At 71.1% G+C, this 21,115-nt stretch carries 15 protein-coding genes and 1 pseudogene; 5 read left to right on the top strand and 11 right to left on the bottom strand.

The window, feature by feature from the left end:
• The 11 genes and pseudogenes from GT354_RS39925 to GT354_RS39875 form a co-directional block, all read right to left on the bottom strand.
• Positions 1 to 645 (bottom strand): annotated as a pseudogene (locus GT354_RS39925) (hypothetical protein); the annotation flags it as partial.
• A 62-nt stretch (positions 646 to 707) separates the two neighbouring features.
• Positions 708 to 2,549: a vWA domain-containing protein gene (locus tag GT354_RS39920; RefSeq protein ID WP_161361323.1), complete on the bottom strand. Its 1,842-nt coding sequence runs from the start codon at positions 2,547 to 2,549 to the stop codon at positions 708 to 710.
• 53 nt (positions 2,550 to 2,602) lie between these two features.
• Positions 2,603 to 3,634, bottom strand: coding sequence for a hypothetical protein (locus tag GT354_RS39915; RefSeq protein WP_161361321.1), 1,032 nt, complete (start codon positions 3,632 to 3,634; stop codon positions 2,603 to 2,605).
• Positions 3,631 to 5,463 carry a hypothetical protein gene (locus GT354_RS39910; protein ID WP_161361318.1) on the bottom strand — a complete coding sequence of 611 codons (1,833 nt, stop codon included), beginning with the start codon at positions 5,461 to 5,463 and terminating at the stop codon, positions 3,631 to 3,633. The genes GT354_RS39915 and GT354_RS39910 overlap by 4 nt, the downstream gene beginning before the upstream one ends.
• A 403-nt stretch (positions 5,464 to 5,866) precedes the next feature.
• Entirely contained in the window at positions 5,867 to 8,533 is a 2,667-nt protein-coding gene (locus GT354_RS56055; protein WP_161361316.1) for an SAV_2336 N-terminal domain-related protein, read from the bottom strand.
• Between the two features lie 3 nt (positions 8,534 to 8,536).
• Entirely contained in the window at positions 8,537 to 9,676 is a 1,140-nt protein-coding gene (locus GT354_RS39900; RefSeq protein WP_161361314.1) for a MoxR family ATPase, read from the bottom strand.
• Entirely contained in the window at positions 9,669 to 11,675 is a 2,007-nt protein-coding gene (locus tag GT354_RS39895; RefSeq protein WP_161361312.1) for a caspase family protein, read from the bottom strand. The genes GT354_RS39900 and GT354_RS39895 overlap by 8 nt, the downstream gene beginning before the upstream one ends.
• Positions 11,672 to 12,895 carry a hypothetical protein gene (locus GT354_RS39890; RefSeq protein WP_161361310.1) on the bottom strand — a complete coding sequence of 408 codons (1,224 nt, stop codon included), beginning with the start codon at positions 12,893 to 12,895 and terminating at the stop codon, positions 11,672 to 11,674. Before GT354_RS39890 ends, GT354_RS39895 begins: the two co-directional genes overlap by 4 nt.
• Positions 12,896 to 12,995: 100 nt before the next feature.
• The gene (locus tag GT354_RS39885) at positions 12,996 to 13,589 is read right to left on the bottom strand and encodes a hypothetical protein (RefSeq protein ID WP_161361308.1); all 594 of its coding nucleotides are present in this window, start codon (positions 13,587 to 13,589) and stop codon (positions 12,996 to 12,998) included.
• A 116-nt stretch (positions 13,590 to 13,705) separates the two neighbouring features.
• The gene (locus tag GT354_RS39880) at positions 13,706 to 14,491 is read right to left on the bottom strand and encodes a CPBP family intramembrane glutamic endopeptidase (protein ID WP_346012388.1); all 786 of its coding nucleotides are present in this window, start codon (positions 14,489 to 14,491) and stop codon (positions 13,706 to 13,708) included.
• A 34-nt stretch (positions 14,492 to 14,525) separates the two neighbouring features.
• The gene (locus GT354_RS39875; RefSeq protein ID WP_161361306.1) at positions 14,526 to 16,004 is read right to left on the bottom strand and encodes a glutamate--cysteine ligase; all 1,479 of its coding nucleotides are present in this window, start codon (positions 16,002 to 16,004) and stop codon (positions 14,526 to 14,528) included.
• Between the two features lie 362 nt (positions 16,005 to 16,366).
• Here GT354_RS39875 and GT354_RS39870 point away from each other — a divergent pair, with 362 nt between their 5' ends.
• The 5 genes from GT354_RS39870 to GT354_RS39850 all read left to right on the top strand — a co-directional run bounded on the left by GT354_RS39870 (position 16,367) and on the right by GT354_RS39850 (position 20,972).
• Positions 16,367 to 17,152, top strand: coding sequence for a polysaccharide deacetylase family protein (locus tag GT354_RS39870; protein ID WP_202512822.1), 786 nt, complete (start codon positions 16,367 to 16,369; stop codon positions 17,150 to 17,152).
• A gap of 275 nt (positions 17,153 to 17,427) precedes the next feature.
• Positions 17,428 to 18,657 (top strand): hemolysin family protein, encoded by a 1,230-nt coding sequence (locus tag GT354_RS39865; protein ID WP_346012387.1) that lies wholly within the window; start codon positions 17,428 to 17,430, stop codon positions 18,655 to 18,657.
• Positions 18,654 to 19,640: a hemolysin family protein gene (locus tag GT354_RS39860; protein WP_161361304.1), complete on the top strand. Its 987-nt coding sequence runs from the start codon at positions 18,654 to 18,656 to the stop codon at positions 19,638 to 19,640. The genes GT354_RS39865 and GT354_RS39860 overlap by 4 nt, the downstream gene beginning before the upstream one ends.
• Positions 19,641 to 19,860: 220 nt before the next feature.
• Complete coding sequence (locus GT354_RS39855; protein WP_161361302.1) at positions 19,861 to 20,430, top strand: hypothetical protein; 570 nt, start codon at positions 19,861 to 19,863, stop codon at positions 20,428 to 20,430.
• Positions 20,431 to 20,780: 350 nt separating this feature from the next.
• Entirely contained in the window at positions 20,781 to 20,972 is a 192-nt protein-coding gene (locus GT354_RS39850) for a DUF5999 family protein (RefSeq protein ID WP_161361300.1), read from the top strand.
• The last annotated feature ends 143 nt before the right edge of the window (positions 20,973 to 21,115 follow it).

Genomic DNA, 21,115 nt, shown 5'->3' with positions numbered 1-21,115 from the left:
CAGGGCGACGGTCGGCGTGCCGGGTGCGGCGGTGGCCGCGAACGCGGTGAAGGCCACGTGTGGGCGCAGTCGGCCGCCGGGCCCGAGCGACGTGGTGAAGCGCAGTCCGGCGCGGCAGCCGTACGGCAGCAGTGCCGCGACTCGATCGAGGAGTTCGAAGCGGGCCCGGGTGTCGAGGCGTTCGGCGCCGGTGACCACGATCGGCCCGGCGAGTACGCACGCGGCGACGCCGGCGAACCAGTCGAAGTCGCCCACGGTGACCGCGGCGGGCGGGTTCGGCAGCCGTACCCGAAGCGGCCGTTCGCGGTCGGTGGGCAGGTCGATGCCACGAAAGGCGTACCACAGGGCGGTGTAGGACGCGCCGCTCTCGGCGATCTCGGCGTAGGGCGCGGTGAAGTAGCGCACTCCGTCGGTGTCTCGCAGGGTCAGCGCGACGAACGGGTCCTCGCGTCCGGTGGTGGTGACCCCGACCCAGTCGGGTGGCGCGTGTTCGTCGAGCGTCGGGCGCACCAGGCGCTCGAAGTGCGTGCGCCGCTCGGCTCCGGCGCTGCAGGCCGGGACGACGCCGTCCCGGTACCACGCCCAGTGCGCCCGCAGGGTCGCGGCGGTTTCGCGAGGGCGGTTGTGCCGGTCGGTCGCGTCCACGTGAACCTTCCTGTGCGCGGGCCGCGTTCGCAAGTGGCGGGCCCGGTTCGTGCCACCCGGGATCAGCCGACTGGCGGCGGCGGTGTGATCGGCCCTTCGACGGGTTCCGTTTCCGTTTGTTTCCCGGAACCCTTCGGGGTGATCCTCGAATCGTTCCGCGAGTTCGGGGGCGCCTGGTCGGGTGGTCGGATGTCGTCACCCGGCCCGGGTCCGGTCGGGCCCTGGGGCGGGGCGTCGCGGGTGACGCGGGCACGGATGCCGTCCAGCATGGTGATCTCGCCGACTTTGAGTCGCCGCACGGTCCTGCGCCTGGTCGTGTCCTGGCGGTAGCGGCAGATCACCACGATCCTGCGCCCGCCGCGACCCCACCGACCGCGTACCGTCAGGCGCGCGACGGCGCCGGTGGGCGAACTGTCGCCATAGATCCACGTGTGGCGGACCCCGCGAAGGTGGTGTGGCCAACGCACTCGGATCGCCACTCGCGCGATGTCGAGGCGCAGTTCGACGTGCGCGTTCCTGGGCAACCGGCGTCCGGACTGCACCGACGCGGCGCAGAGGAGCAGCGCGAGGACGGCCCAGGCGGCGAGTCGGCGCCATCGGGCCCAGTCGATGGATCCGCGCGCGAGTCCGGTGTAGCGCAGTTCGGCGCCGACCAGGGTGGGGGCGACCCGCGTGTCCCGTACGTCCAACCAGCGCGCGAAGTCGGCGGCGTCCGGCGACGTGACGTCGCCGGACAGGGTCACGCTGCCCGAGTAGTGCGCGGAGTCGCCGCCCAGGTCGGTGCGCCGGCGGTCGCGGGCCCGGCAGGTGATCGGGATCCGGACCGGTACCCCGGGGTCGACGACGACCGTCTCCCGGGGCAGGACGCAATCGGGGCTGTCGCCGGCGCCGGTGGTGTCGGCGCGCAGGGACAGGTTCTCGACGCCGGTACGGATATGCGCGGCGGTCGACCTCAGTTCCAGGCACAGGACGGTGGCCGCGGACAGGTCGACGCGCGTGTCCGGGGCCGGCCGCTCGGCCCGTGCGCAGTCGTCGGCGGACGGCGGGCGACTCGGCGGGTGGTCCGGGGCGACGCCGAGTGTCGCGGTGACACTCGCGCCGTCGTCCGCTCGCACCAGCGCGGCGGCCTTGCGCTCACGGGCCCGCTGTTTGCGCTCGCGCAGCCGCTCGCCCTGCTCCTCGACGGAACCGCTCAGCACCTCGGCGAGCGGCAGGACCTGGGCGAGCAGGTTGATCCCGCGCGCGTTGTCACCGAGCGGGAGCGCGTACGCGGTGATCGGTCCCCGTTCCTTGCGCAGGTTCTCGAAATCGTCGCGCACACGTGCCCAGCCCGGGGATTTGGCGTCGGCGTACTCGGGGTTGTCGGGAGCGAACAGTTCGGCGTCGGTCAGTACCAGGACGGTCGTGGGCGGCAGATATCCGGAGGTGGGCCGTCTGCTGTTCGCGATGATCCGCGACACTTCCTTCATCGCCCCGCCGAAGTCGCTGGCCTGATCGGTGGGCGCGGGCAGCGCGGCGAGGTATCGGGCGATCTCCCGGTCGCCCTTGGGCACCGGCGTCATCGCGCCGGCGAGCGCGGTCGTCTCGCCGAACCTGATCAACGCGACCCGATCGTTGGCCGGCGCCGCGTTCAGGAAGTCGCGCAGCGCGGTCTTCGCGTCGTCGTAGCCACCGTTGTCGAGCATCGAGGTCGAGACGTCGAGCACCACGTAGTAGTCGGCCGGAGCGTCGTTCGCGTGCAGCAGGTTGAGCAGTTGCTCCTCCGCGTCGGTGTCGGCGTCGGATCGGCCGCTTGGCGGTGCGTGGCTCGGGGCGGCGGCTGGGGGTATCGTCGCGCCGCACAGCAGCATGATCAGGGCCACGACCCCGGGAACGGTGAGCAGGGCGCGGCGGCGGGTGCGCATCGCAACGGGTGTCGGTATCGGTGTCGGGTCGGCGTCGAGTCGTCGGGGCAACGTCAACCCTTCGTCGTCTTCGGCGGGTTCGTCGTCTCGGCCGTGGGCACCGATCGCATCGCCAGGATCGGCTCGATGATCCCCTGCGGTCGCGGCCGGCCTTCGATCCGAGCCGGACGAGGGCCGACGTTGCGGCATCGTTCGGGGTCGACCCGATGGCCGGGGAACGCGCGGAAGCCGGCCGCCGAGGTCGCGTAGAAGCGGGTGCGGGCGGGGTCGAACGTGTCGGTGAGCAGCTTCGCGAGCCGGCCGGCCGCGGGGTTCACGGGCCGCTCGGTGGAGTCGGTCGCCCACCTGAAGAAGCCTTCGGGGTCGGGCACCCGGATCCGGCCGCCCTTGTCCAACTCGACCCGGCCGGCCCGGCGGGCCGCCAGAAACAGCCCGGAGTCGTCGATCTTGGTGACGCAGATCGCCAGTTCCTGCGGCAGCAGTTGATCAGCGGACATCTTGTACTGCTGTTGCCTGGCCGCCTCCTTGAGTACCTTCTCGAATGCGGCCAGGTCTTCGGCCAGTTGCTCGGCGGCCTCGGGCACGGGGTCGAACAGGTAGATCAGGCCGGTACACGCGTCGAACTCGGTCCGCACCTGCGCCGGGTGTTCGGCGGCGAGGTCGGGCAGGTCGACCACGGTGGCGACGAAGCGGGAGCGGTCGCTGATCCGTGCCCAGGGCTCGAAGCGCGGTCGCCGGCGAAAGAGATAGCGGTAGCGCACGAGGCCCTTCCGGCGCTCCGGGAACAGGCCTTGTCGCCCGGTCGTTCTCCGGCGGGCCTCGGTAAGGAAATCGAGGGTGGCCTGGTCCTCCCCCAGCACCTTCCAGCCGGGCGCCCGATGCCCCTGCGAGCCGACCTGCTCGACGGTGCGGCAGTTCTCCTCCGAGGCTTGGTCCAGCACGCCGAGAAATGTCGTGCGGCCGGATTTCGGCGCTCCCCACAGGGCTATGCGCTTTTCGCGCGTGGCGCCGCTGGGGGCGAAGTCCCCGGTCGGGGCGGGGGCGGAGGGGCGTCGCGCGGGACCCGTCCCGATCGTCCCGCTCATCCGCGCTCCCCCGGGCCGCGCCCCGCGCGTGGAATCACGTCGAGCAGCAATGGCGGGCCGGTGACGGCCGTGGCCGTCGCGTTGCCGAATCGCAGCACGTTCGCCGGGGTCGTGTGGCCGAGCGTGAAGCACCCGTCCGCGCCGAAGAGCCGCCACGCCTGCTCGGTGCGCCGGGCCGACAGGTCGTCCAGGGTCGTCGGGTAGGCGGGGTCCTCGGTCACCAGGAGGTGGTGGGTGCGGTGCGCGGCCCGGCTTCGGGCCAGGTCTTCGTCCCATCTGTTGTCGGTGTACGCGCGGGCCGGGTCCAAGTTCCCGACGTAGGGGTGCGGACGGCGCCGGCCGACGGTCACCACGAGGGTCGGCACGTGCGGGGACCAGTCGAGTTCCGTTCCCGCCAGTACCGCGCACACCCGTTCCAGCGGCGCGGCGAAGCGATCCACCACGGGAGTGCGCGTCCAGTCGCCGATCGCTGCGTGTGCGGCGTTCGGGGTGGTGAAGTCGACGCGCCGCACCGGGTCGGGTACGCCCTCCCACGGTTGGGGATCGCCCAACGGGTGGTCCTGGTAACCGAGTACGCAGGCCCGCCCCCATCCGAATCCGGTGGAACCGTCGCCCATCGCGGCGAGCAGTGCGCGGACGAAGTCGAGCCGGGCCCCGGTCTCGGCGGGTCGGCCGCCCAGTTCCACCGCGCACAGCACGTCGCACTCCACCGCCGTACGCGGCCACCACGGGCGGGGCACCGGGGTCGAGGTCGTCGCGCGGTCCAGGGGCTCGACGCGTTCGAACACCGGCGGCGGGTCGTCGGTGCGCCGGGCGGCCCCGCGTATCCAGGTGAATTCCACTCGACCGGGTGCGGTCATGGTGGCCGCCACGGTGGCTTCCCCCGGTGACGCCGTCAGCCTCGTGCGATCCGCCTCGCGCCACTGCGCCGGCGCTCGCGGGTCCGGGCCGACCACTCTGAGTTCGTGCCCGTCCCGGGGCGCCCCGTGCAGACCGAGGGTGACCTCGGCGAGCGGCAGCGCGTCGGAGCCGGGGATCGCGCCGCGCCGCAGCAGGACGTCGTAGCGTTCGCGGGTCGAGGCGCCCGGGGTCAGGTCCAGGCCGACCAGGTGAACGGCGTGCCGCACGGGCACGTCCAGGGCCATCCGTTCGATCAGGGTGGGCAGCCGCACGCTCTCGTCGTAGAGTTCCCCGCCACGCAGGATCGCGACGGGCGGCACCAGTTCGGTCAGTTCCCGCGCCGCGAGCGCGCACCACGCCCAGTCCGGGCGGCGCTCGACCAGGACCAGGGCCCGCGCCTGGCGCGCCCGCGCACCGGCCTGGGCACCCAACTCGTCGAGCACCATCGCGGCATAGTCGCGCAGCAACCGACGCGCGGTGGTGCGCAGCGGCGCAGGCTCCGTCGCCGAGCCCAGGGACGGTCGCGTGCCGACGCCTCCGGCCAGGGTCAGGTCTCGGGTCGCGTCGTCCGCGGGCAGCCACGGCACCGTCGCGGACCAGGATTGTCGGCTCCAGTTCGCCGAGGGCGCGTAGACGAAGCCTCGGTCGTCGAGGGTGACCCATTGACCGGACAGGTGCTCGGTGCCGATCTCCACGAACAACAGCAGGTCCAGTTCGCGTGCGGTCAGCGCGGTGAGCAGCGTGAGCACGGCGGTTCGTCCGCGCGCCGGCTCCGGCACGAAAGCGGGAAACGGCAGGTTCGGGTCGACCGGGCCGTGCCTGACCAGCGCCGCGAGGTCCTTGGGGACGTGGTCGAGCCGGCGTGCGTGGGCGACCCGGATCGCGGCCGCGTGGTCGTGGGCCCGTGCCGCGTCCGGGTACTCCGTCACGCCGCGCTCCGGCGGTGGCCAGGCGCAGGTGGGGCACCGCCGTCCGGGCGGGGCCGAATCCCAACATACGGGGCAGATGACGGCGGCGACCGGCTCGTCCACCGCGCTCACCGCACGCGAACCCGTCGTCGCGCCGGGCTCTTTGTCCGTGTCGCGTCGCCGGTGCGCGGTCGTCGAAGATCTTTCGGCACGAATCCCCCTGTTCGCCCCGTGCGGCGGGCCCGGCACGCGGCCCGTCGACCTTTCGGGTCTTTCGATTCGCATGGGCGAAAGGGAGTCGCACCCTCACGCGCGGTGGCAACTCCCAACCCACGGTGGTTGATCGTAGTGCCGGACATGGCGGGATCGGAGTGTTCTCGCCGGGTTGTGATCGAACCTCTCCCGGACCTGATGTGATGGCCCGTCAGCCGACGGTAACGGGGCCTTCCAGCGATGTCACGCCTCCGTCGAGGCCGGCCAGGACCAGATATCCCTCCGGGTCCACGGCGAGCGACACCCCGACCGCGGAACGGATTTCGGCCAGCCGGCGCCCGGTGGTCACGTCGTACACGCGGATCCCGCCCGCCGCGCCGGCGACGTATACGAAGGCTCCCGCGACGGTCACCCGCAGGTCGGGTTGCGCTTCGTCGAAGGTGCTCCACGCGAGGGCCCCGGTCTGCGCGTCGAGTGCGTGCACGGCGCCCTCGGCGGTCGCCGCGATCACCAGGTGATCGGCGAGGACGGGGGTGGTCGGCACGCCGCCGTCGAGGTCGACGGACCACATCCGGGCACCGTCGCTCCAGCGCAACGCCTCGATGCCGCGGGTGGCGAGGGGGACGTACAGGCGCTCGGTGTCATGGGTAGGGGCGGCGCACACGGCGCCGGCCGTCCGGTGTTCCCAGTACTCCTGCCCGAGGTCGCCCGCCCACATCGCCGTGACCAGTCCGGTGCGTTCCGCGATGGCCACCCGGTGCCCGTCCGCGCACAGTCCGACCGGCGTCCGATGGCCGGCCTGCAACCGGTGCACGACCTCCATGTCCTCGCCCACGACGGCCAGGCCGCCGTCCAACGTCGCCACGAGCACCTCGCCGGTCACCCTCATGCCGGTCATCGCCGCGACCGGGCCCTCGCCGACCGTGATCGCCGACCTGCGAGCCGCGCCGGTCGCGATGGCGAATGCGTGTACCGAGCCCGCCCGGCCGCCCACCCACACCGTCGCGCCGAGCAGCACGGGCGGGCACCGTACCGGCTCCCCGAGTTCGACCACCCAACGCGTGGTTCCCGCCAACGCGTCCAACGCCACCACGCTGCCCGACACGTCGACCACGAGGACCACTCCTTCGGCCACGACCGGCGCGCACCGGATCCAGTCCCGCGTCGACGCCGTCCACCGGTGCACCAACTCGCGGCGGCGCAGCAGTGGGCCGTTCGCGCGCGCGTCGAGCCCGTGTGCGACACCTCGATATCCGGGGCCGAGTTGGCGCAGCAGGGTCGCGCCGACGCGCGCCAGTGGACGACCGGCCGGGCTGAGCAGGCCGATCGCGGCGGGCCGCGGCGACAGGAGCAGGTCGCGGAAGTCGAACTCGGGTCGGCCGATCCGGCCGTTGACAAAGGTCGCGACGCGGCCGTAGACCTCCAGGGCCGAGTGCCTGCTCATCCGGGCGAGCAGCATCTCCCGCACGCCGAGGGCGAAGTCGTATTCGGCCTCGTCGGGCGGCGGATCCTCGCCGGAATCGGCCGCGGCCACGAGCAGCCCGCTCAGGAAGACCTCGGCGACGAAGGCCGGATCCTGTCGGGCGGGCAGGGTCGATTGCACGATCCGGGTGGTGGCGAGGCTGATCGGCGCGGCGGCGAGTCGGCCGAGCAGTTCGACGGCTTCGGGCGAGGCGCCGGCCTGGAACTCGGCCAGGCGTTGTGCCGGCGTGCGCTCGTCGGCCGGCGCGTTCGCGATGTCGTCCGCGGGTGGGCATCCGGGTTCGTTTCCGGAGCGCAGCACCCATCCGGCACCGGGGAATTCGCGGCCGCCGGTGTCGGTGAGCAGGCGCGCCCACCGGGAGAGTTCGCTCCACCGGCCGGCCCGTCGGTCCACCGGGTCTCCGGGACGCAGGCCGTCGGGGTGCAGCCCGACCACCGGGATCGCGACCTGTTCGTGCGCGCGGGTCCAGGTGTTGCCGCGCCGGCGGCGAAATGCCAACCGGCGGGCGGGACCGGTGCCTTCGCCTTTGAAGACCACGGGGGTGAAGTCGATCCGGGATCGGTCCCACCAGCGTCTGGGCAGCAGTTGGACGAACAGTACCGGGCACCGTCGGCCCCAGCCGGCGATCATCCGTTCGGTGCCCGGGTCGGACCACGCGCGAGCGATGCCGTCGCTGATCACCAGGACGATCCGGCGGCCGGTGGCACCGGCGGGTTCGGCGTCCGGGCACAGCATGCCGAGCGGCGTGCGCAGCCGGGCCCGGCCGTCCACGTCCGTGTCGAGCGTCCAGGTGCGTACCGCGCGGAAGGCGCCGTGCCGGGTGAGTTCGCGGGCGAACTCGTCCAGAAGCCGTTGCCACGGCACGAGCGAGATCGAACTGTCGACGACGAGCGCGAGTTCGAACAGGCGCTCCCGCGCGGGTTCGAGCACCGGCACGATCATGCCGGTCAGCGCGGCGTGCTCGGCGGTGGCTTCCTCGTTCACCACGACCGAGTTCGGCGCGGGTCCGAAATGCCGCAACCGACGTAACAGGCGGGCGAGTTCGAGTCGGTCGGGTAGTACCGGGGCGGCGTCGGCCCGGATGTCGCGCCGCTGCGGCGTACCGGACCCGAACTCGTCGAGTTCTTCGGCGACCGCAGGCCCGGTGGCCTCCGGCGCAAGCGTGTACGCGTACGAAGCGGCCGGCAGCGGGCCCGGCACCGCGGCACCCGGTACCTCGCGGGCGGGCGTGGGGGCGCGCGGCCGGGGGGTCGGGCCCGGGTCGTCCGGATCGGGCGCCGCCGACGGCGTGTCGACGGGCACGGACCCGCACCCCGCCCCGGTGATCACCGCGTTCATCCACGCCCAGTCCAGGGCCGCCGCGACGGTGACCCCGCGGGGGTTGTCCGTCGCCACCGGTCACACCTCGTCGAGGTCGTGGAAGAGCAGGTCGGCCAGCATCTTCTCGGTCATCGACAGGTCGTCGTGGCCCAGTCGGTCCCGCACCTGCGACCGCAGTCGAACGGCGTTGAGGAGTTGGTCGGGAGAGAGCAGGACGCCTTCGGGCCCGGAGGCGTCCTGGTATCTCGCCAGCAGGTCGGCATAGCGCTCGCGGCTCACCGCGGTGCCCAGTCGGCTGCGGACGATCCGCTCCAAGGCGTCGGCGTCCGGCGCCTGGAGCACCAACGGCACGCAACGGCGCCGAAACGCGGCGGGGAACGCGCGTTCCCCGTTGCTGGTGAGCACCACGATCGGGAACTGGGCGCAGCGCACGAAGCCGTCCCGGATCTCGACGCGGGCGTCGCGGTCACCGTCCGCCGGGGTGACCCACGCGGTCGGCTGTTGGGCCCGACGAAGCTCGGGTATCTCGAAACCGCCCGTTTCGAACACGTGCAGAAGGTCGTTCGGCAGGTCCACGTCGCTCTTGTCGATCTCGTCGATCAGCAGGACCCTCGGTCGCTCCCGGCGCAGCAAGGCATCGCCGAGCGGGCCCAGACGGATGTAGTTGCCGATGTCCTCGATGAACTCCTCGGGGATGTCCGTGGCCCCTTGGCGATGCAGGTTGATGTCGTGCAGGCGCCCCAGGACGTCGTACTCGTAGAGTCCCTCGCGCAGGGTGGACCGGCTCGTGACGCCCCAGCGCAGGACCGGGCCCAGGCCGAGTCGGGACGCGATGCTCTTGGCGAGCGTGGTCTTGCCGGTGCCCGGCTTGCCCGTCACCAGGAGCGGCCGGCGCAGGTAGATCGCGGCGTTGACCACGTTGTACACCTTGGCGTTTCCGTAGAACTCGCCGGAATAGGCCCCGTCGCGCCGCTCGCTCGGCAGTGGCGCGAAGCTCTCGCTCTCGCCGTCCTGTCCGTCGGCGGGCGGATCCTCGACGCCGAACAACCGCCACGGGGGCGGGTCCGGCAGCCGGACGGAACCGACCGCCGGGGGCGGGCCCGATCCGGGGGCGGCATCGCCCCGATAGATCCACCACGGCGCGGGTTCGACCTCGCCCGGCACGTGGGTCGCGTCCGCCGCTTCGGTGTCGCCACCACCGTCGAGCTGCCTATCCATCGTGTGTCTCCCGTTGCCTCGGGGCGGCACGCAGCAGCCCTTGACCACCCCACGGACGCCACTGTGGGTTGTCGAAGACGAGCACCATGCGCTGCCCGGCCCCCGACGCCTCGTTCAGAGTGTTCCGCAACTCCTGCACGACATAAGGCAGTCGATCGAGCGGAAGTCCGTGCTTTCGAAGCATGTGCGTCAACCGCGCGCCCAGTTCGGCACCGGCACAGACGTCGCCGGACGCCGGGCACTCCCCGGTGCAGCCGGTCCCGGCCGTCCAGGCGATGGCCCATTCCCCGCGGACCAGGGCTGCCTCGACCGTCCCCTCACCGGGGGTCCAGGGGTAGTCCTGGACGAACCCGGCCACCGGACCCTCGCGGACCTCGGGCCCGATTCCGCACCGGTGTCGGTTCAGCCGCTCCTCGGCGATGTCGTGCGACATGCCGGCCGAGCGCTGCCACTTGCCGTGGTGCAACGGCTTGCGCACGCCGTGCCGGCGGTCGTAGCGCAGCATCACCGGATGCTCGTCTCCGAGCACCAGGAATTCGCCCTCCGCCTCGACCCTGGCCTGCTCGAAAGGGTGGTTGAACAGTTCGGCGGGCGCGACGACCTGGATGTGCGCGCCGTCGATCGTGTCGAAGGTGTCGCGGGCGCGCAGGTAGAAGTCGGCGAGGTGGTCGTTGAGACCGGTTCGCGGCAGCTGTGAACCGTCGGGGCCGTCCCGACTCGGCCGGTAGGGATCCCCGCCGAGATACAGTCGCAGCGTCGCCTGGTAGCGCACCGACTCGTCGTCGGTGTCGGGCGAGTGGTCGTCCTCACCGATGCCCATCACCAGGACCACCGGTTGCCGCGACTCGACCTCCTCGGGGCGAAACGCCGCGAGATCGCCCCGCTGGTGCAGGGCTTGTGCCCACTCGCGTGCCTGTGGTTGGTCGCATCGGACGTACAGCCACTGGAGCAGGTGCCGCAACGCGTGGTCGCCGTCGGGCAGGGCCATCCAGGAGGTGAGGGAGCGCCCCCACGCGATCGGGTCGTCCTGGGCCAACAGGTCGGAGGGGACGCCGTGTTGGTAGAGGTAGCTCTTGAGGGCGCCGCGCCGGGTCGGGTCGAGGTCGAGCTGCGCCAAGAGGGCGACGACGCGTTCACCGTAGAGCCCGAACTGGTCGTACGGGTTGCGCGTGGGCCGGCTCCACGCTGTCGTGTGCGGTGACCGAAAGATCGGCAGTTGGACGATCCCTCGCGCGTTGCGGGCGATCCGCCCGCACAATTCGCTTCGCATGCGTGCCACCACGTCGTCGAACTCCTCGGGCAGCAGCACACTCGCGTCCCGATCGGCCAAGTGCTCGATCAAAAGGCCGGTGAACACCGAGACGCCGCCCGAGCGCATCGCGAACTGGCCGATGTCCGCGGCGAAGGCGGCGCCCTGGTTCACCTTCGCCGACTTCGCGAGCGGCCCCACGCCGGTCACGTCCACCAACTCGCCGACGGGTTCGCCGACGATGTTCGCGCACGCCTCGAAGATCAGGATCTGGTCGATCCGGCGGTGCACGGCGGCGAAGCGCCGCAACACGTCCTCGACCCTGACCACGGCGCGGGTCGGCTCCGCGTCGCCGTCCTCGTGGTAGGCGGGCAGTTCGAGCAGTTGACCTTCGCCGTAGCGGGTTCCGTGGCCTGCCCAGTGCAGCAGGAAGCGGTCGTGGTCCTGCCAGCCGTTCGGGGCGTCGCGGATCGCGTGCTTGACGTGTGCGGCCGTCAGCTCCGCCGGTGTGTGTCCGGGTCCGGCGAAGACCGAACGCAGGCTCACCAGCGGCCGCAACTCGGCCACCACGGCCGCCGATTGGTCACAGACCGAGGCCACCACGGTGATGTCGTTCGCCACCGCCGCGCACTTGGCGTGCATCCAGCGCACCAACCGCAACGTCTCGTTGAGCGCACCGACCAGGTCGCCGGTCCGCCGGTCGGCGCCGGGGTAGCGCTCGGCGCACACGAACAGGCCGTGCAACGTCACCGGGCGCCCCCCGCGACGCGCGCGATCTCGTCGTACAGCGCGTCCGACTCCCAATAGGAGGCGTGGGCCTTGGGAAACGGCTGGCGGGCGCGGATCTCCACGTCGCGCACCAGATCGGCGAAGACCGGTTCCGCCCGGAAGGACAGCCAGTCGCACGGGTTCCACACGTTGGTCCACGGGATGCGCAGGTGGGTGGGTCGTCTCTCGTGCGCGGGGTGGGTGGCGAGGGCGCCGACCGCGCCGAGATAGGCGACCTGCGAGCCGACCGTGATCAAGGCACACACGTTCGGCAACGGGTATCGGGCCACGTGTGGTTCGGTGGGCGATTGCGCCTCGGCCAGCGTCTCGAAACTCGCGATGCCGCCGAGGCTGTGGGCGAGCACGACGACCGGGCCCTCGACGGCCGCGATGCGGTTCGCGAGATAGCTGCGCAGCAACGCGCCGTGCGCCTGGTAGTACAGGATGTCGCCGATCGCGGGCACGCTGTTGCCGAGCGTCCCGCCGCGCATCATGTTCTGAAAGGGCCAACTCGCGTACATCGCACCGTTTTTGAGCGCCCCGGACAACCTGGACCGGCCGCCCGCGGCCACGCCTCCGTATGCGTTGCCCACGGCCTCGACCAGGGTGTCCCGTGCCCGGCCGGTCAGTGCGCCGGCGCCGCTCTCGGCCAGCGAACGGCCGAAGGTGGCCACCACCGCGCGGGCGATCACCTGGTAGTCCGCGTTGTGGGCGATCGCGTCCACCGCGCCGACGAACTCCTCCGAGGCCGCGATCTCGCGCGCCGCCGCGGCGAACAGCGCGGGGCCGTCCGCCGGCACACCCGGCGCGAGCGCCGCCACGTCGAGCCCGGGCACGTCGTTCTCCAGGATCCAGCGCAGATCCTCCGACTCGGGTCGGCGTACGCCCGCGCCGAGCGCGAACGCCTGTGCGGTGGTGTGCAGTTCGTATCGCGGGTGGTGCTCCAGGACCGACCACAGCCACAGGTCGGCGTCGTGCGCGTCGGCTGCGGCGGCCGGTTCGACCCGCTCGCCCGGGTCGGCGATGCCGATCAGCTCACGCAGTCGCGGGGTGACCTCGACCCCGAACCTGGCTCCCCAGTCCACCGCCTCCACCCGCGCCCCGGGCAATCGCTCGCCGATTTTCTCGGTGACCGCCGCCAACGCGTCCGATGCGACAACCCCGCGAACTCCGGTTCCGTGCACGAAAACGATGGTGGTCATGGGTCCCCCGGATTCGACGTCGATCCGCCCGCGCGTCCCGCACACGCTAGTGATCCAACCGAACAGACGGAGGGATTTCCGCGACGCAGGGTGACCGGGCTCAACTCGCGCAGGCGGGGAGTTGCTTGTCGATGTCGCCACCGGTGTCCAGGAAGATCGCCGGGACGAAGCCGGTCTTGCCGTCGACCTCGATCTGTGCCCACGTCTTGCTGGACGAGCCGGCGAAGTAGGCGATCGAGCCCTGACTGCGGCAGTTCGCCCGCACCTCGGTGCCGGTGGTGATCTGCAGGATTCGGTCCGCCTGATACGACGTCCCCTTGTACATCACCAGCTTGTTGCCGCTGTGCACGGTGGCCGGTATCGAATCGGGTTTGGGCGCCACGGCGGTTTGCGCGGGGCCCGAAGCCGGTTTGCCGGACGTGGACTTGCCCGTCGCCGCAGTGCCGTTCTTGCTCGCGCTCGCGCTCGCGCTCGTCGAAGGCCCTACCGTCTTGGGCTTCTTGTCGTCCGAGCCACCGCCGTCGACGGTGAGGATCGCGATGAAGAAGATCACCACGAGCAGGATCAGTCCACCGACGACCATCAGGATGCGCACCGGGTGCCTGCTCAGCCCGCTGAGCCCGAATCGCCCGCGTGGCGGACCACCGATGGGTGTCGGTGTGGAGAACATCTCCACTCGACGGCGCCTGTCCATACGACCCCCTGCGAAATAGACCGTAAGACCATCAGACACCAACGAGCGGCATGACAGGTACCAACGTGTCCATAAATCGATCGACGTGGGGATTTCCCCCACCGGCCGCCGACGCCCTACGGCATCGGCAGCCAGTCGACCTTGCCCGCCAACAGCACGTAGCCCACGAACGCGACGATGTCGATCAGCGCGTGTGCCACGAGCAACGGCATCACCCGGCCCCACCGCTTGTACAGCACGCAGAACACGACGCCCATCACCACGTTGCCGAAGAACCCTCCGACGCCCTGATACAGGTGATACGACCCGCGCACGACCGAACCGATCGCCACCGCCTTGACCCACGGCACGTCGAGTTGACCGAGCCGGCGCAGCAGGTAGCCCAGCACGATCACCTCCTCGACCGCGGCGTTTTGGATCGCGGACAGCACGAGCACCGGAATCCGCCACCACACGTCGGGCAGCGTGGTCGGCACCACGGTCAGGTTCGCCCCGCTCGCGTGCGCGGCGAGATAGAGCGCGAGCCCGGACCCGCCGATCACCGCCGCGACGCCCGCGCCGCGCCCGAGGTCGTACCAGGGCCTGTCCCGGTCGACCCCGAGCACGCGCAGCGAGGTGTTCTCCCGCATCAGGAAGTGCGCGACCAGGAACACCGGTACGAGCGCGGTCGCGATGCCGAACAACTGCCAGGTCAGATCCAGCCACGGCCGGTTCACCGCCCGGCTGCCGTTGAGCACGGCGGCCTTGTGCCCGAGCCCGCCCGGCGCGGTGAGCGAGCCGACGAACGAGATCAGCGAGGAGACCCCGGACGCGCCCAGCGACAACGCCAGGACCAGGACAAGTTCGGAGCGGAGCACGCGCCGCCTGGGCTCGGCGGGCGTCTCGACGGACTCGGTGATCACGTCCACACGGTATCGAGCCGGGGTAAGCGCGCCGTCAGTCCGTCGGCCACGTGTGCACCGGTTCGCCGCCGCGCATGTGCTCGGCGTACCGCAGCGTCATCGCGCGCAGGGCTTCCAGGCGGTCCATGCCCTTGGTGTCGCGGTAGTGGCGGAACATCGCGCTCTGCCACGACGCGCCGTTGGTCCGCAGCAGACACCGCTGTTCGATGATCCCGAGATACTCGTCGCGCTCGCGTGGGTCGATCCCCCACCGGTCCAGGCCCTCGTACGCGCGCGGCAACAGATCGTCCAGGACCAGCCGGGTGACCGGGACGGTGCCGTGGCCCGGCCAGTTCAGTTCGGCGTCGATGCCGTGTCGGGCGCCGGCGTGGAAGTTCTCGGTCGCGACCTCGTACGGCATCCGCTCCCACACGGGGTTCTCCTCGTCCACGAGGGAGCGGACGAGGCCGTAGTAGAACGCGGCGTTCGCCATGATGTCGACCACCGTCGGCCCGGCGGGGAGCACCCGGTTCTCCACCCGCAGGTGCGGTTTGCCGCGCGCGACGTCGTACACCGGACGGTTCCAGCGATAGATCGTGCCGTTGTGCAGGCGCAGTTCGCGCAGGTGGGGCACGTCGCCGCGATCCAGTGCCTCCAGCGGATCCTCGTCGTCGCAGATCGGCAGCAGCGACGGGAAATATTTCACGTTCTCCTCGAACAAGTCCACGACCGAGTCGATCCACCGCTCGCCGAACCACGTGAGCGGCCGCACCCCTTGCGCGATCAATTCCTCGGGACGTGTGTCGCACGCCTGCTCGAACAGGATCGGTCGGGTCTCGCGCCACAGTTCGCGCCCGAACAGGAAGGGCGAATTCGCACCTATCGCGCATTGGACCCCGGTGATGGATTGCGCCGCGTTCCACAGCGGCGCGAAATTGCGCGGGGTGACCTGGAGATGGAACTGCACCGACGTACAGGCCGCCTCGGAAACGATCGTCGTCGAGGTCGTGTCGAGGCGCTCGACACCGGAGATGTGGAGCCGGATGTCCTCGCCGCGCGCCTGCAGTATCTGATCGTTGAGAAGTGTGTACCTCGCGTTGTCGGATATCGTCTCGAATGCCATGTGCGCGTCGGTGAGGGTCGGCAGGATTCCGATCATCACGATCCGCGCGTCGAGTTCGGCGGCCTTGCGATCGGCGTAGTCGAGACTCGTCCGAAGCTCCTCCACCAATTCCGAGAAGACCGGTCCGGTCAAACGGTGCGGCGGAATATTGACCTCGATGTTGAACAGCCCGAGCTCGGTCTGGAAATCGGGGCTCGCGATCCGCCGCAATACCTCCGCGTTGCTCATCCGCGGCCGGCCTGCGGCGTCGGTCAGGTTCAACTCGATCTCGATGCCCATCAGTTTCCGGGCACTCTCGAACCGTTCCTCGTCGAGCATGCGCTGCAACGTGTCCAGGCATCGACGCAATTTGTGCCGGTAGCGCTGCCGATCGGATCGGCTGAACTCGGTGACTTCGACTTTTTCGCCCATGGACGCCCTCCCCCATGAATCCGGCCGAAGCCGGTTGAGTGGTCGCAATCCGGTACCTGTCGGATCGGGGACGACCTGATCGTTCCCGCCGACGTGCTCCCAAACCGATGCAGTGGGCCGACATTGGGAACATTACCGATCGACCGTGACGAAACACAGGGGAACCGCGAGCCCCGAGTCGACGTCACTGATCACATCGACGGCACACCCGGGGATCGATCTTCAAGCCTCGGCAGTGATCACCTAGGGTGTCCTCGGCTGTGGCCGGCGTGGCGGATGTGGCGAAAACTTGGGGGTCTGTTGTGCGCGGGCTGGTAGGGGCTATACCGATACGCGGTCAGCGATTTCAGGCGATTGTCGTGATGGTGGCGATACTCGTCTGCGGCTCGCTGATATGGAATGTCGCCGCCGCCGGCCGGTGGTCCCCGGCGGACGCGGCACCGCAGGCTGCCGACGCCCCGCGCGAGGAACAGGCGCCGCCCCCGCCCCCCGGCAACCCCGGCGCGCAGCCCCCGGCCACGCCGCCGGCGGCCCCGCCGCCACCGGTCGACACGACGCTGGTGAGCAAGGTCAAGGGCGAGGGCAAGATCGTCGCGCTGACCCTGGACGACGGACCGTGGCCCGAGTGGACCGACAAGGCCCTCGACGTGTTGGCCCGCAACGACATCAAGGCCACCTTCTGCATGGTCGGCCAGCAGGCGAAGGACCATCCCGCGCTGGTGCGCAAGGTGGTCGCCGCCGGGCACGCGCTGTGCAACCACTCGATGACGCACGACACCAACCTCAAGAAGCGCACGCCGGACGCGATCCGCGCCCAGATGCAGGAGACTCTCGACTACATCCACGCGGCCTCGCCGGGGACCCCGGTGCACTGGTTCCGCGCCCCCGGCGGCAACTGGTCCGAGGAAGTACAGGGCACGGCGGCCTCGCTCGACATGCGCTCGCTGAACTGGACCGTGGACACCAACGACTGGCAGAAGCCGGGCGTCGCCAAGATGCTCGACACCGTCCACCGGCAGTTGGGCCCGCGCGGCATCATCTTGTGTCACGACGGTGGCGGCGAGCGCACCCAGACCCTCGCCATGCTGGAACAGCTCATCCCGCAACTGAAGGCCGACGGCTACACCTTCGTCCTCCCCCAGCCGTAGCGCGGCCTGGTCGGGCTCGTCCTCGATCGTCGGCCGGGCCGATCACGACCCGGCCGACGATCGAGCGGTCGAGGGCCTGAGCAGTCGAGTGCTTGAGCGCCTGAGCGCCTGAGCGCTTGAGCGCTTGAGCACCTTGAGCGGTTGAGCCCAAACGGCCGACCCCGCCGAGCGCCGAGCCGCCGGCGTCAATAGCCTGGTGAGCCCATCGCGCAACACATGCGGGAGGCCACCCGATCGACGCCGTTCTCTCCGTCGCGCTCCCGATCACCCTGCTCGTGGTTCTGATCGCCGCCAACGGCATGTTCGTGGCTGCCGAATTCTCGCTGGTCACCGTGGAGCGCAGCGAGGTCGCCGCCCGCGCCGAGGCCGGCGACAAAGGCGCGGCCCGCGTGCTGCACGCCGTACGCACGCTGTCCTTCCAGTTGTCGGGCGCCCAACTGGGCATCACCCTCACGTCGTTGATCGCCGGCTACCTCGCCGAGGCCGCGTTCCGCCTGCCCAAGCTCGCGGCTCTGGTGCTGGCCTCCGCCCTCCAGATGGTCCTGGGCGAGTTGGTCCCCAAGAACGCCGCGGTCGCCCGCCCGCTCGGCGTGGCGCGCATCGCGGGCCCGTTCCAGGTCGGCTTCTCCCGGGTGTGTCGGCCGCTGATCGTCTTCCTCAACGGCTCCGCCAACTACCTGGTGCGTCGCCTGGGCATCGAACCGCAGGAGGAGCTGGGCTCCGCCCGTTCCCCCGACGAACTCGCCCAATTGGTCCGTCACTCCGCGCGCGCGGGGGTCTTGGCCCCGAGTACGGCCAGGGTGCTGCATCGGGCGTTGCGCTTCGGCGCGAAGCAGGCCCAGGAGGCGATGACCCCGCGCACCGAGTTGGTGACCTTGCCCGCGACCGCGTCGGTGGCCGAACTGCTGGACACCGCCCGCGAGTGCGGGCACAGCCGGATCCCGGTCCGCGGCGCGGACCTGGACGAGATCGTCGGCGTGGCCGTGGTCCGCGACGCGCTGCGCGTCCCGGCCGCCGAGCGCGCGAGTACGCCGCTGGCGTGGGTCGCGCGCGACCCCGTCCTGGTGCCGACGTCGCTCGACCTCACCCGAGCGGTCGAGCGCCTGCGCGAGGGCCGCACCCAGCTCGCGATCGTGGTGGACGAGTACGGCGGCACCGCCGGTGTACTCACCTCCGAGGACCTGGCCGAGGAACTGGTCGGCGACCTCGCGGACGAGCACGACCCGGCCGACGAGCCGGACGCCCCACCCGCGGAGAACCGGCCGCGGCCACCCGTGCTGCGCCTGTCCGGTCTGCTGCGCGCGGACGAGGTGGAGGAGGCGAGCGGCTGGCGATTCCCGGAGGGCGAGTACAGCACCGTGGCCGGCCTGGTCCTGGCCCGCCTGGGACGCCTGCCGGAGGTCGGCGACCACGTGGACGTGGACGGCCGCAGGCTCACCGTGGTCGCGCTCGACCGGCACCGCATCGACGAGGTCGAACTGCGGACGGGGGCGGGCTCGTCGTGACCGACCTGCTGATCTCGCTCGTCCTGCTCGCGGCCAACGCGTTCTTCGTCGGCGCCGAGTTCTCGGTGATCTCCGCGCGCCGGACCCGGATCGCGCCGATGGCCGAGGGCGGCTCGCGTCGCGCCCGCCTGGTGCTGACCGCGATGAGCAGGCTGTCCACCATGCTCGCGGCGGCCCAATTGGGCATCACCGTCGCCTCGCTGGGCCTGGGCGCGATGGCCGAGCCGGCCCTGGCCCACCTGGTCGAGGGACCGGCCGAGGCGATCGGCCTGCCCACCGGCGCCGTACATCCGATCGCGTTCGTGATCGCGCTCGCCGTGGTGGTGTTCTGCCACATGGTGCTCGGCGAGATGGTGCCCAAGAACATCGCCCTCGCGGGTCCCGAGGAGTGCGCGCTGTGGCTGGTCCCCCCGCTGCTGTTCGTCGCCCGGGTGACCGCCCCGATCCTGTGGCTGCTCAACCACGTGGCCAATCTTTTCCTGCGGGCCTTTCGGGTCCAGCCGGTGGACGAGGTGCGCAGCGTGTACACGGCGGAGGAACTGCCCGCCGTACTCGCCGAGTCCCGCGAACACGACCTGCTCGACGTCGGTGAGCACGATCGCCTCTCCGGCGTGCTCGCGTTCCAGTCGAGCCCGGCCCGATCCGTGATGCACCCGTGGTCGGACGTCGTCGCGCTGCCCCGACCCGTGTCCGCCGCCGCGCTGGAGGAGGCCGCGGTACGCACCGGCCTGTCCCGCTTCCCCGTCCTCGACGACGGTGGGCTGCCCGTCGGCTACGTCCACGTCCTGGACGTCCTGGCCCCCGAAGCGGACGGCTCGGTCCCGGTGTACCCGCTTTCGACACTGCCCCCGGACGCCACGCTGACCGCGCTGCTGGCCCGCATGCGCGGCTCCCGGACGCACCTGGTCCTGGTCGGGAAGCCGGGCGGTGCGCCGATGGGCCTGGCGACCCTCGACGATGTGATGGCGTCGCTGTTTCCCTGATCAAGAACGTTCCAAAAGGCGTTCAAACGGGTGTCAGTTCGCAATACACCGTTACTTTTCGGAGCCGTTTCGGTACAATGCGCTGACCGGCCCTGCCGGGTCCCTCCATCCGTTGCCGGTTCCTCTCCCGGCCGGAAACCCGGTTCCCCACAGCACAGCGCCGCTTTCCCCTCCCCCGGTTCTCCGGGTTCTGGACTCTGCATCGAAATGAGGCGGTCTCATGGTCCTGCGTGTGCCCGAGGCTCCCGAGTCGGCCCGCCGAGCGGCCCGAGCCGTGCTCGAATCGCGTGAATCGCTTCCCGCCGACTGCCAAGCCGATCAAGTCGCGCTGACGGCCGGATTCCCGCACCGCGTCTTCGAGATCGAACTGCTCGACATGGTCGCCGACCGCGGCGTTCGCAGCGCGCGGCCCGTGGGTTGGCGCTGGCTCATGTGGTCGGGCGACCTGGTCGTGGGCGGCATCGAGGTACGGCCCGGTCCGGCCGGCGACGGCGTCGGCCGCTTCGTCGAGGGCCCCTTCACCGTCGCCACCGCACCCGCCGCCGCGGCGGCCCGGGCCCTGCCGCAGACCCTGTTGCGCCGCGACGAGGCCCGCCTGCTCAACGTACCCGGGATGTACATGGTGGCCCTGTGGCTGGCCGACGAGGCCGGCGGCGCCGACCTGCTGATCCCACTCGCTCCCGCCCCGTGCGGAGTCCAGGCCCTGCGCGGCTATCCGGCGGCCGAACTCGCCGACGTACTGGCCGCACGCACCCGCCAACCGGCCGCGGTGGGCGCACTGGATCGCTGATCGCTCCCCGAACCGCGCCCCACCGGGCCGGTCCCCGACCGGCGGCCGACCGGGCTCGAATCAGACCCCGAACCAGGCTCGAAACGGGCCTGGTTCGAGCCCGAACCGGATTGCCACCACACCTCGATCGCGCCCCGGGCGGACCCGAAACCCGTCAGGGGCGCCCGGGCAACGCACACGCGGCACGCACGTGTCGTACGTCGGGTCACACCTGTGGTCACATCTTGGGGCGCAGTCGGGTGAGAAGTGTCGGATTTCCTGCGGGAGACCCCGACGAGGCGGAGACTGTGCACTGCCGGGCGCAAGCCGCCCGGGCGCTCCCGCGCAGACCCTCAGAAGAAGGTACGAAGATGTGCCGGCACCGACCCCACTGCCCGTCGGCGGACAGCCCTGACCGGGAAGCCGCGCAAGTGGTGGCATCCCATTTCGAACAGGGGTGGAGCCTGCTGTGCAATGGCGTGGTCCTGTTCGAGGACACGGGTGAGCTGCTGCCGGACGGCCGCACGATCGCCCCGCACCGCCCCCTGGTCTCGGCGGCCTGATCCGCCCGTGAGGCCCCCGGTCCGCCGGGTGGCCGAAGCAGCCGGAGGTCACCCCGGATGGCCTCCGGCTCTCGCCTGTCCGCCGAAGCCGAGCCGCGCCGCCCGGGGCGAGCCGAACCGGCCGAACCGAACCGGGGCCGAGT

Source organism: Streptomyces sp. SID3343, from assembly GCF_009865215.1.
GTDB lineage: Bacteria > Actinomycetota > Actinomycetes > Streptomycetales > Streptomycetaceae > Embleya.
The sequence above is the reverse complement of the archived record's forward strand: the minus strand, read 5'-3'. Positions and strand labels throughout refer to the sequence as shown.

Excerpts from the sequence above, each read along its gene's own strand:
- GT354_RS39920 (WP_161361323.1), bottom strand. The coding sequence starts at position 2,549 with ATGCGCACCCGCCGCCGCGCCCTGCTCACCGTTCCCGGGGTCGTGGCC.
- GT354_RS39915 (WP_161361321.1), bottom strand. The coding sequence starts at position 3,634 with ATGAGCGGGACGATCGGGACGGGTCCCGCGCGACGCCCCTCCGCCCCC.
- GT354_RS39900 (WP_161361314.1), bottom strand. The coding sequence starts at position 9,676 with ATGGATAGGCAGCTCGACGGTGGTGGCGACACCGAAGCGGCGGACGCG.
- GT354_RS39890 (WP_161361310.1), bottom strand. The coding sequence starts at position 12,895 with ATGACCACCATCGTTTTCGTGCACGGAACCGGAGTTCGCGGGGTTGTC.
- GT354_RS39885 (WP_161361308.1), bottom strand. The coding sequence starts at position 13,589 with ATGGACAGGCGCCGTCGAGTGGAGATGTTCTCCACACCGACACCCATC.
- GT354_RS39875 (WP_161361306.1), bottom strand. The coding sequence starts at position 16,004 with ATGGGCGAAAAAGTCGAAGTCACCGAGTTCAGCCGATCCGATCGGCAG.
- GT354_RS39870 (WP_202512822.1), top strand. The coding sequence starts at position 16,367 with ATGGTGGCGATACTCGTCTGCGGCTCGCTGATATGGAATGTCGCCGCC.
- GT354_RS39855 (WP_161361302.1), top strand. The coding sequence starts at position 19,861 with ATGGTCCTGCGTGTGCCCGAGGCTCCCGAGTCGGCCCGCCGAGCGGCC.
- GT354_RS39850 (WP_161361300.1), top strand. The coding sequence starts at position 20,781 with ATGTGCCGGCACCGACCCCACTGCCCGTCGGCGGACAGCCCTGACCGG.